This is a genomic window from Mesotoga sp. Brook.08.105.5.1 (genome assembly GCF_002752635.1).
Classification (GTDB): Bacteria; Thermotogota; Thermotogae; order Petrotogales; family Kosmotogaceae; genus Mesotoga.
On sequence record NZ_AYTW01000023.1, the window covers coordinates 17,314 to 29,161 of the forward strand.

Annotated in this window: 8 protein-coding genes and 1 pseudogene; all 9 read right to left on the bottom strand. The window is 46.5% G+C overall.

Annotated features, from left to right (window positions below; genetic code table 11):
• Positions 1 to 295: 295 nt before the first annotated feature.
• Positions 296 to 843 (bottom strand): annotated as a pseudogene (locus V512_RS09025) (peptide deformylase).
• Positions 833 to 1,450: an NUDIX domain-containing protein gene (locus tag V512_RS09030; protein ID WP_243392343.1), complete on the bottom strand. Its 618-nt coding sequence runs from the start codon at positions 1,448 to 1,450 to the stop codon at positions 833 to 835. The pseudogene V512_RS09025 and the gene V512_RS09030 overlap by 11 nt, the downstream one beginning before the upstream one ends.
• 128 nt (positions 1,451 to 1,578) lie before the next feature.
• Entirely contained in the window at positions 1,579 to 3,192 is a 1,614-nt protein-coding gene (locus V512_RS09035) for an NAD(P)/FAD-dependent oxidoreductase (RefSeq protein WP_243392344.1), read from the bottom strand.
• Positions 3,179 to 4,150 (bottom strand): SDR family NAD(P)-dependent oxidoreductase, encoded by a 972-nt coding sequence (locus tag V512_RS09040; protein WP_099830157.1) that lies wholly within the window; start codon positions 4,148 to 4,150, stop codon positions 3,179 to 3,181. The genes V512_RS09035 and V512_RS09040 overlap by 14 nt, the downstream gene beginning before the upstream one ends.
• 9 nt (positions 4,151 to 4,159) lie before the next feature.
• The gene (locus V512_RS09045; protein ID WP_099830158.1) at positions 4,160 to 4,603 is read right to left on the bottom strand and encodes a nuclear transport factor 2 family protein; all 444 of its coding nucleotides are present in this window, start codon (positions 4,601 to 4,603) and stop codon (positions 4,160 to 4,162) included.
• Between the two features lie 229 nt (positions 4,604 to 4,832).
• On the bottom strand, positions 4,833 to 5,690 hold the full coding sequence (lipA, locus tag V512_RS09050; RefSeq protein WP_099830159.1) for a lipoyl synthase: 858 nt from the start codon (positions 5,688 to 5,690) through the stop codon (positions 4,833 to 4,835).
• Positions 5,665 to 6,372 carry a lipoyl(octanoyl) transferase LipB gene (gene lipB / locus V512_RS09055; protein WP_207759753.1) on the bottom strand — a complete coding sequence of 236 codons (708 nt, stop codon included), beginning with the start codon at positions 6,370 to 6,372 and terminating at the stop codon, positions 5,665 to 5,667. The genes lipA and lipB overlap by 26 nt, the downstream gene beginning before the upstream one ends.
• Before the next feature lie 2 nt (positions 6,373 to 6,374).
• Positions 6,375 to 8,693, bottom strand: coding sequence for a penicillin acylase family protein (locus V512_RS09060; RefSeq protein WP_099830160.1), 2,319 nt, complete (start codon positions 8,691 to 8,693; stop codon positions 6,375 to 6,377).
• Positions 8,694 to 9,022: 329 nt separating this feature from the next.
• Positions 9,023 to 11,053 carry a 5'-nucleotidase C-terminal domain-containing protein gene (locus tag V512_RS09065; protein ID WP_099830161.1) on the bottom strand — a complete coding sequence of 677 codons (2,031 nt, stop codon included), beginning with the start codon at positions 11,051 to 11,053 and terminating at the stop codon, positions 9,023 to 9,025.
• Positions 11,054 to 11,848 lie beyond the last annotated feature (795 nt).

Consider the following 11,848-nt stretch of genomic DNA (forward strand, 5'->3'; position numbering starts at 1 on the left):
ACCCCATAAAAAGAAGTATTCACAATATTGATCGATCTATCCTCTTAATCTATCACTTCTCTTGCATTTTCTCCAATACTTGTGGGTAATGATGAGCTCCCTCAAGGGAGGACTTAAGATCAGGATCATCAGGAGCCAAATACAGCATATACTACCAATGGAGAAGAAGCATAATATGATTTCTATTTAGCTCCGTAACTTATGGGTAATGAAGAGCGCTCGAGAAGGGCACACTCTAATTGCTTTTCACTGGCTTCAGGCAATGAATATCGTTTCTTGATTCCGCTTCTTGGTGTTAAATTGTCGGCTTGATACTGTAGTCTACAAGGTGATCGTAGTATTCGCGATTCCTTTCGTATTCCGAGCGGTATATGATGCTTTTGGAATCCAATGCGTGATCTATTGCGAGAATGCCATCAAGGTGATCTATCTCATGTTGAAGCAGCTCCGATTTTGCCTGATCGACTCCCTTCCACTCGTGTTCGATTCCCCTTTCATCTTCATACACGATATCTATCGAAAGACTTCTCTCGAGCCTAATAAGCAGATGTGGAAAGGACATGCAGTCGTCCCACATAGTGAATCTAGAATCACTTACGCCAGTAATTCGGGGGTTAATAATGGCAAAACTCTCCTGTCCTAGTTGAGAGCGATCATCCTCTTTAGGATGCCGATCTGTGGTGCCGCAATGCCTCTACCGAAGCCATTATCCTTTCTGAATTCATCTAGTGTCTGTTTCAGCATAACGATCTGTCTTGTTGTTTCCTCGCTCTGAAAGTCACTGACCGGGGAACACTTCTCCCGAAGCAAGAAGTTTCCTAGAACTAATACATCACGCGTCATGGCTTACCTCCCGATCGTTCTCGCTGTCTCTTTTCAAAAGATTTGCGAGGGCCACAGCCGTTCCGAGCGGAAATAGCATTGTGCTTGCTTCCAGGTAACCTGCGACAATCTCTCCTCCTGACGAGAGTATGTCATCAAGCCCTATCTTGCGTTCAAGGCTTTTAACAAGCATGCTTTTCGGTAGAGCGATCAGCGCGCTAACCTCTTCGGGATCAAGTATGAAGGGCGAGTCGTCAACGAATTCCGCTTCAAAGCAGGCTATAACATACGGTTTCGCTTTAGGCAAATCTTCTCGCCGATCCAGCATCCTGTAGATGATTCTTGGAGCTGGAGTGGGGAGCACAATAGTGTCGAGAACCCTTCCATCGGAATCCACTAGATCGGTTCTTGCCGAGTTACTTACCTTTACAGACTTTCCTGTCTCTTCGACTGCTTCGCGTTTTGCTGCCTGGATGAAGCTCTCGTTTTCTTCACAATGGCCGCCTATTCCTGCGAAGAACCTTTCCCCCGGCTCTGTTCGGTGCTTCCTTCCGGAAACATGAAAGAGGTATTGGTCCCGGTATTCTAGAATTAGTCCGGTGCCCTTTTCGGAATTATCTGGAATCAAACTGTTGATACTCGTAATATTCTATCCTTCGATACTCGATTATTGAGCCAATCATTTGCTTATTTAAGGGTTCGATTGTTGATTTGCTCGAAAACCGAAAACACTGGTCTACAGATACATAGAGCTCGTTAGCCTTCAAATCGAGCGTTCTTAACGTTCTTTATGACGGAATCGGCCGCCAGCTTTCCCGTAAGTATGCTTATCGGTACGCCAGAAGGACTGTAAGTCCACTGGCCTGCCTGAAGAACATCCGGTATATGCGTCTTGACTGAGCTGTTTACTTTCATCATGCTGGAGACCACAGGTATCGGTTCTTCGAACGACCAGCCTACGATCGATCCCTCTGAGCTGCCGACATAACTCTCTATTGAAAGCGGACTGCTGGAAAATGCGAAGACAACCCTATCTTTCAGCATCGGATAGATTGAATTCGAGAGAACTCCGATCATTCTTTTTTCGATCTCACCTTTCAGCTCCTCGTACCAGCCGGCTTCATACGCTCTTTTCACGATCTCGTATTCGAAGAGAGTGCTTACAATCAGGCCGGTCTTTCCTTGAGGAGCCAGGTTCTTGTCTTTAAGCGCCGGGATCGAAATCTCGTAAGTGCTCAGTTCGCAGAATCTGTCCAGCCAGCTCAAAACCTTCTCTTTCGAACTCTTCGACCAGTTCTCCAGAAGAGCCTTCATTTCGCTGCGATGAATTTCTCCCAATCCTTTCCTCGAAGGAGTATAGAAGAAGTGACCGCTGGCTATCGCTTCAAATTTTTCGGGAGGTTCATCCACCGCGATGAAGATGCTGAAAATAGAATCGGTACCGTGTTTCTTCGAAATCTCGGACCTAAATTTGTTAAGCGTTTTTACTGAGGTTTCGGGCAGATTGTCTGTTTTCACAATTGAGTAAAGCTTCTTTAGGTCGGCAGCCCAAACTAGTTTTCTGTATTTGTAGGATCTTCCACCGGTATCGACGATTACTTTTCTTCCAGCATTGACCTCTGTTACTTCCCTACCTGTCTCGATTTCCCCGCCAAATTGGACTATCTTTTCTCTTACGCGTTCGGCCATAGTTCCAACTCCACCTTTTGGGTAGAAGTAATCCTGATAAAGGTAGAAATAACTCATGGCGAAAAAAGTCGGGGTGTTCTTGAAGAAATGCTGGTCTATTATGTCTCTCAAAGACCTATCTTCAACAATCTTCTCAAGAAAATCCTCTACGGGCATTTGGAATTTCCCGATTCTTCTGAGGGTGAAGAGGAACTTGAAGAGCCACGGGAAGTATACTTTCAAAAAATATGATTTGTTGTTCTTGAAGTCCATGAAAAGAGGATTATCGACTCCGTAAAGGATCTCCATATCCTTCATGATCCTCTTGATGAATGAAATCACTCTCTCGATCTCTTCATCGCTTCCGGGATACATCTTCCTCAGAAGATCTGAATACTCCTTAAGACTCTCCTTTGAGGTCACACGTATGACAGTGTCTTCAATTCCCACCGATACGGGACTCTTGACTATTTCGATTTCTATTCCGAGTTCCCTGAGCATCGGCAGAATGATACCGGCGCTTTCAAGTGCTCTAACTCCTCCGTCAAATTGAAACCCATCCCTCCAGAAAGAGTTGATCAGACCACCACACTTCTCGTTCTTTTCCAGCAGGAGGACTTTGGCCCCTGCTTTTGCGATATATGCGGCGCTGGTCATTCCAGCTATTCCTCCGCCAACGACTATAACGTCATAGGTCTCCATGATTGAGGCCCCCTATCCGCAGGCTTTCCTGCCAGAGTTCTTCAGCTGTTTCGGTATCAAGGGCCGGCGGGGCTGGAATCTCCTCGGTAGTCAAATTGAAGAATCTTCCACTTATGCCTTCTAAATCGCGTGAAACACCCAGATAGTAAAGAGATTCAGCTGAAATCTCCGGTGAGCGGGAAAATCTGTCGACGAAATTTTTCTTGTACCATTTGTAAAATGCCCCGTTTTCTTTTCCTGTACCCGTTCTAACTGCACCGGGGTGCATAGCGTTGATTGTTACACCACTCCCCTTGAAGTATTCGTTGAATATTTTCATACTGAGAAGTTGGGCGGTCTTAGCGAAACCGTAGGCTTTAAGGCCACTGTAGTGTCTCTTCTGCCAGTTAAGTTCATCTGTCTTAATTCCCCACACAGCAAAGCGATGACCTTCTGAATTCACAAGTAATACCCGCGACTTCTCCTGTGCCTTAAGCTTGTCTCTTAAGATGTAGTTTATAACGAAAGAAGAGAGATAGTTCACGGCAAATGTAGTTTCAAGGCCGTCGACAGTCAGTTCCTTTTGCTTAAGGAAGACTCCGGCATTGTGTATGAGGACATCTATGGGATCTCCAATCTTAGATAGCTCTTCCCCAACCCTCTTGCTGTCTTCTAGGCTGCTGAAATCGGCTATCATATATGAAGGTTCAACTCCGAAGTCCCGTCTGAGCTCTTCGCACAGGCTTTCCGATTTCTCTTTGTTTCGGTTTATGGAAAGGATCCTTGCCCCATGGCTGGCATACTTCCTGCATGTATAGTATCCAATACCCGAAGTGCCTCCGGTAACAACCACCAGGCGATCCTCGAAATCATCACTGCAAATCTTTGGATCAGACTTGTTGTTCTTTATCATCGCGCGAATGTTTGACCACTTGTATTGTTTCCAGTATTTGCGGATGGGGTTCCTGCCTCTCTCCATATACAGCACCTACCCGAAGTGTTTTTTCATGAAACGCCTGTAAGGCTTTCTGAATGAGGGTATGTTGTCGAAGATAGTACCCCAAAGGTCATAGTAATCTCGCTGCTCAATTATCTTTCCCTCTTCACTAATAGATAGACGGCTCGCACCGTAAATCACGGAAGTCCTCGTTTTCTTGAAGAGTATCGTCATCTCCCATTCGACAAAGACAACTTTATCTTCCTTAATGACTCTTAGAACAGCCATCTTCAGCTCTTTAGATCTCTCGGCGAGTCTTTCTGTCATTTTCTTGAATTCTTCGATCCCCCGGATTTCCTGGATCGTGTCTTTAAAGAGAATGTTGTCGTCGTAGTAAGGAAGAATGTGAGACCAGTCCGGTTTCCCTTCGGTGTTGTAGGTCTTTGACCAAAGTTCTCTTATTTGATCCGCACTTGTTATACAAAACGTATCCACAATCACTACTCCTTAAAGCAGACAGGAGGAGAAAGCTTCCAAAATCCTGCATGTGCTTCCAGCAATTAGCTCGCAAAAAACATCTTAAGAAAATCGTATCACGGCGCCCCTTAAGAAAGTATATTTGGAGGATAACAAAATAGCAAGCTCTCCTTCCTCCTAATGAATTGTGAACAGGAAGCTTGAGAGAAGGAGTTTTCTCAATACAGTACGTCCGATGAACGTCTCGCTACCGCAAACTAGAGAAACCCATTGCGGCATGATAAGAGCTTCGAACGAGAGGACCAGATGCCACGAACAAGAACCCCATTTCCAGAGCGAAGGTCTTGAAACTTTCAAACTTCTCCGGCGTAACGTAATCGACGACCGGTAGGTGTTCATGAGAGGGCTGAAGGTACTGCCCAATCGTCAACATGCTGCAGCCGGCATCAAGCAGGTCGTCTATTACGTATCTAACTTCCTCTTCGTTTTCGCCCAGTCCAACTATTATTCCAGACTTGGTTACTATTGTAGAATCGATTTCCTTTACTCTTCTCAGAAGCTCAATTGAGCGGCCATAAGCCGCTCCGGGTCTGACCTTGTCGTACAAGGAAGGTACCGTCTCCACGTTGTGATTCAGCACGTCCGGATGCTCTCTGACGATTTTTTCTAGTGCCTTCCAGTTACCATTCAGATCAGGGATCAGTAGCTCTACGGTCGTATCAGGACAGTTCTTTCTCAATTCACGGACCACATCGACAAACTGAGAAGCGCCACCATCATCCAGATCGTCCCTTGTAACCGAGGTGATTACAGCGTGCCTCAGTTGAAGAATATGAACGGCGTTAGAAATGTTCTCCGGCTCCTTTGGGTCTGGAGAGCCGGGTATTCCTTTCGAAACGGCGCAGAATCGACAGCGCCTTGTGCATACGTTGCCTAGTATCATGAAGGTTGCGGTTCTGGAAGCGAAACACTCACCTACATTGGGACACCTCGCTTCTTCGCAAACGGTGTGAAGCCGTAGGCTTCGCAACATGACTTTTATGTCACTCAGTTTACTTCTGTCAGTGTTAAGCTTTTCCTTAAGCCATTTTGGTTTCTCTATCACTTTGAACACTCTCCAGACATTCTCTCGAAATCTCCACTATCTTGCTTTCAAAGATAAGTGCGAACTTCTCTTTCACTTTCTCAATGATCTCTCGGAAGTCAAAACTGACTGTAAGATCATCCATCGAAACAACTGCATAGTCCTTTATTCCGCATGGATTTATCAGTTTGAAGTGACCTTTGTTCACCTGAACATTCAGAGCAAATCCGTGCATTGTGTACCATCTCTTTACCGCTATACCGACGGCGGCTATCTTCTCCTCTTTGACCCATACGCCCCTGTATTCCGGTTTTCTTCCTGCTTCTATACCGTAATCTTGCAACAACGTTATTACTACCTCTTCAAGAGAATTCACGTACCAGGGAAGATTCTTCTTCCATTTTCCAAGATTCAGAATCGGATATGCAACAAGCTGACCCGGGCCGTGATAGGTTATATTACCTCCCCTGTCGGTGTCTTGGAGCGCGACCCCCAGGCGTTTGAGCTCACTCTCGTCAACCAGAAGATTCTCTCTTCCTCCCGACCTACCTATAGTCAGCACCGGTTCGTGTTCAAGAAGAATCAGTATGCAGTCCGCTTTTCCCGCCATTACTTTTTCAAGCGCTCTATGCTGTATATTCAGCCCGTCAAGGTAGTTTGTGAGCCCATTAAGACTTATTGAATAGCAAGTTCGATTTTCCAAGGTCACTCAGCTCCAACCTTATCTGATTTTTCGGTAACTGAAGAAGGTAATATTCTAACGAATTCCGCATATTTCATGACTTCTTCTCGACTTAAGGGAGCGGGGCGGGTTTCTCCAGCGACCCACAACGCTACCTGATCAAAGAAATGAGGACTTCTCGGATCTTCGGATATCCCGGGCGGCAGAAACGCTCGAGAGTTGTCGATGTTCGAAAGGTCCACTACCTGAGTATAAGAATTTCCCAGCTGAGACCAGATGGTATTTGCTGAGGTTGTCGTGAGAGACGGCATGATTCTATTTGCATTCGGAAGTATTGAGGGAAAACCCTCTAAATTAGCCTGATAGACCATCACTAGTGATCTGACTTGAGAAGTGCCTTCTCGGATGTTGGCTGTTGCAGTCTCAATAACCTGATTGACCCAAACCGCGAGTTCCTCCTCATCCGTCAGCATGCCGTAGATCTCATTTTCGCTCAAGACGGAACGAAGGAGAAAAATGTTTCCCGCATGGCCTCCGCCGTATTTTGAGGCTAGAGTGGCAGTAGAAGAATCGACCCTCAAACTGCGATGCATTGTTTGGACAAGAGTCTCAGCAATATCTGCTGCCCCGCTGTTCTCAACCAGGCGATAGTCCCAATCACTGAAAACGTTTAGAAGCCTCGATGAGCTTTGAGACAACAGATTCCTTTGAAGCAAGAGGTCTGCCAGATCGAGAAAGTCTCGGGCTATTGACGAAACATTATCTCGATGTATTTCAGAAAAGCTTGAAAAAGTGAAGTCATTTTGATTATCGAGAAGCTCGTAAAGTCTCATGCTTCTAGGGTTATGTCCGGTCCCTCCGGTGCCTATCGTTAGGGAATACGGATACCAGTCGCCAACGGGCAGGTGATTTGCGCTGGCAACGAACCCCAAAGACGGATTCAAAACATGGGGAAGATCTTCAAAGGGCACGTATCCAATCCATTCCTTGTTGCCCGTCCAGCCTATCTGGGGAAGGCCAAGTCTTCCGGAACGGATCGGAATTGCCGCAGCCGTATGGTATCCGATATTTCCCGACACGTCGGCATACACAACATGTATCCCAGGGAACATGTAATCGCTCAATCCGCCGGTGAATTCTTCCCAGTTCCTTGATCTCATCATGGATAACATACCCGTTATCGGTGTCTTCATCTCGTCAATAGCAACGTATTTCAGTGAGAAGTTTTCTGCACGCCCTGCTCCTTTTAGAAACAAGTCTACGAGGGGACCATGAATAGTCTTACTAACTGTGATTTCAACCGGTTCTTCATCACGAACGTAAATGACCTCTGTGGTAGACTGCACAGGATACCAGACATCTTTGAAGAGAAATTCGGATCTATCTTCACTTAGTTTCTCCTGAAAGAGGTCTCCATTGTCAGAACCGAGCGCGGTTGCACCCCATGCAAGGTCTTCGTTCCAGCCAATGAGAAAGCCAGGCGAACCTGCAACACAGATTCCTCTCACATTGTAGTTGCCGCCGCTGAGGTGTATTTCATACCAGAGAGAAGGAAGAGTAACGGCAATCTGCGGGTCGCTCTCAAGGAGAGGACTCCCTGTGAGAGTCTTGCTTCCCGATACCGTCCATGCGTGGCTGGCCTTCAATGAGTCCCATTCCATCCATTCACTTGATTCGTGCTGTTCGCTTTCCATAAGCCGTCGGTATGCGTCGGGGTCGGTTCGAAGGAAGTCGGATTCAGTTACAATCGCAGCTGAATTGTCTGTAACGATCGGGTCTTGAGTTACGCCGCTCCGCAACCGCTGCTCGTAGTTTCGAAGGGCCGTGACTTCGTTTTGCCACGACCGATCGAATCTCTCTGATAGGCGCATCCACACAGCAATACTATCGGCAACCGTCCATGGATCCGGGACGATTCCAATCTCATCGAAGACAGGATTCAGGTTATCGAGATTAGTCTCAAGATAGTAGTTTACTCCTTCAGCATAGGCTTCGAGTATAGACTTCGTCTCACCGTCCAGATGATTGGCGATCTCTTGCGCGTGTTTGTAAAGCCCGAGCGTACGCATAAGCTTGTCCGACTCTAGCCAGTCCTTGCCGTAGATCTCTGACAGCTTTCCCGAGACTTTTCTGCGTGAGAGCTCCATTTGGAACATTCGGTCTTCTGCCGTTGCATAACCTGCTCCAAAAAAGAGCTCCGAATCCGTATCTGCATAGACGTGGGCAACTCCCCAGTAATCACGAATTATCTCTATCTGACTTGCAAACAACGTCATAGGGGAAGTTAAAAGAGCTGCAAGCATGAAGAATGTTAGTATCAAAAATCCAGTTTCTTTTCTCATGTTCACCCCCTAGATTCATCATCTGGAATGACCTTCCAATTATAGAGCACTCCATCCTCTGGATGAATTTGAGGCGAGTATCGCTCTTTTTGTGGCAGTCGAAATAGTAAAAGGGATCTCATTGTTGACTTAGCATACCTTTCCTGTGACCTTTGCAGGATTAATATGCAGGAATTCAAAGACTCATTTCATCCGCGAATTGCCTGAAAGAATTTATGACAGCGAAAGAGCTACGTGATAAGTCTTCCACAGTGGAATAGGTTCATATGGGCTTTGTTGGGCAGAATAAGCGGAGAGGTTTCCCTCTCCGCTTCATCTAGTGATTCAGATCAATTGGCAGGATTAATTATTACTATTCTTCCCTCATTCACAGGAGCGATCGTTCCATGCCTTTCAACGTATTCCGCGAAGGCGTCTCTCAGGAAAGACTTTGTCACAATAGTCTTCTCCATTTCGAGGAACATTGTGAACTTGTCTCCTCCGCCCGTGAGGAAGTCGTTAGCCGTAAGGGTATAGGTCTTTTCGAGGTCGAGAGGTACGCCGTTGGATGTCACGGATATCAATCGCTCATACGGTGGTTTAGAAGCGTCGAATGTGTATTCAAGCCCCGATACCTGTAAGAACTGACCGGCGGCGGCCGGGTAGGCCGAAATGCCGTGTTCAAGGATGTCCCATATCTGTTTTCCCGTTGCCTTTACGGCAACTACGAGGTTGTCGAAGGGGAGAACGGTATATACGTCCTTTATTGTTATATCTCCCGCGGGAACACTTGCTCGAACTCCGCCTCCGTTCTGGATTGCGAAATCAGTCCCCGTCATCTCTCTCAGACTGTCGGCTATAGCGTTGGCCAGATTGGATTCTTTGAGGCGCACAGTTCCTCGTTCTCCATCGAGATCGACTTCGGTCCTTCCAATTACTGTACCGAGCCTATCGTCGAGCTGCGAGACATAACTCTCTACCACTTCAACCACGGCCTCATCCTGCGGCAGATTTTGGCTCATGAAGACGTGAGCAAAGTTGATTCCGATTACCTCGCCTCTGTAGATATTTAGATTAGTCTTTGAGATCAGCTCTGCATGTTTACCTGAAGAGATTACCCAGCTTCCGTTTATCTTCTCCGGGAAAGCGACAACGTCTCTTCCGCCTTCAAATATCAGATCGTATCCGGAGACCTTTATCGGTAGTACTCTGTTTCCACCATGCAAGTGTGCAAGGGCGAAAACCAGATCTACCTGGGGAGACACTTCATCCAGGACTCTCTGCGCGGCCGAATACTGCTCTTCAAATGTTATTCCGGCAACATTTCTGGGGTGTGTATACCAGGCGCTGCTGTCATCGGTAAGCCCCACAATCGCTATCTTGAGACCCGCAATCTCCTTGATTATGTATGGCTCAAGAAAGTATGGGGATTCTCCCAGGTATAAAGTATTGGCGCCAAGGAATGGGAAATTCGCAAGCTGGCTATTTCTTTCCATAACGTTGAATGGGAAATCGAAGTCGTGGTTGCCGAGTACCATCGCATCGTAACCCATCATGTTCATTATCTTTATTACAGGTTCACCTTCGAAAAGATTGGCAACATTTGTGTTATAGGGAGCATCTCCTACGTCGAGAAGGAGAAGGTTGGGCTGCATTGCGCGTTCGGTGTTGACAAAGTATGCCATTTTCTCAACCGCTCCGACGGGATATTTCGCCCCACTGGGGAAGTATGGCTCGATGTGACCATGAATATCTGCGGTCGCCAGAATGGTGATAATCGTGAAGTCTGGGTTTTCTACGAAGTTGGAAAGGATTTGCGCAGCTTCCTCTCTTCTCAGTGGTCTGTCAAGAGAAAGCAGCTCGGCAGGTGCGTAAACTAGCTCTCTAAGTTTTGCTTCATAATCTACAGGCTCATCTACTCCGAAAAGAACCTTTGCTACAGCAAGTCCGAATTCAGCTGCGGTTATTGGTTCAAACGGCCTATATTCTCCGTTGACCACCTCTTCTGCACGGATCTTTATAAGCCCCTCGATGTATTCCTCTCCTTCGATATCGACGATATCTTTGGCAGACGGAACAACGAAAGCCTCATCAATAACACCAAGTGGATCGGTGTAGACGAACTTCTTCTCAACCTCTTCTTCGATCTTCATCGAATGAATCGTTGACAATTTGAATGTCTTGACAATCCACTCGGCCGCGTCAGCTCTTGAAAGAGCCTCAGCTGGATAGAAATACCCATCAAATGCCTCAACTATTCCCGAGGCATGAAGTTTTTCGATCGCAGCAGAATACGGACTGCCCGCGATATCTTTGAAGGTTGCAAAGGATAGAACACAAACCAGAATCAGCGCAATCAATACGAACTTACTCCTCAACATGATATCCCTCCTCTTTGTAAGGTGCTGTAATAATAAAAGAAATCATAAATCTCCAAAATTGATTCCACCCACGGACCGCGAAGCAATGCTAAGAATAGTATAATGCCGCGAAACGATATATCAAGCTCAAGTTCAGTCACTCATCAGTAACTGTTTCAGCGATTATAACAGCCTTACATAACGATACTCATAACTTGTTCGAAAACTCCCATATCTCCTCTGTAATCCTTGGAATTCCAGGTATCTAATGCGTTGAGATTGTTTTCTAGCAAATATCATGTAGTGTTTCAAGAATGAGAATTCATCTATCCGCACAATCTCCATAAGCGTAGGCCACAGCCAAGGGGCGAAGCGGGGGGTATAGGGTCTGGTAAGAGCATTAGAAGCTGTTCTTGGAAGAGCGGCTGTTTGTTCCGATGCTGTGCGTCCAGGTTCTTCGTTATTGGTCCAAGATTCCGTAATGCTGAAGCCAGAGACGTCCCTGGTTATTCTCCTCAGATCATGAACTCGTCCTTCGAAAGAGCCGCTGCGCGCTTAAGAACAAGAACCCGCTGAACGCTGTTCAAAACAACGTTGTCCGTCACGGTCCTCAGGTTCTCTTGCTCTTTCCTACCACGAACCCGCTACCCCCAACCCCGGCCTTTTGCTTTCCCTTACAACTTGCAACTTGCAAGTGTTCGCGTTTTTCGCCGCGTGGATCGAGATTCTGACCAGGACCTTCGTCAGAATGACGAAAAGCAAGAAAAGACTGTCATCCACGTAGAACCTTCCCTTAAATCCACTCACTTAGCCTGC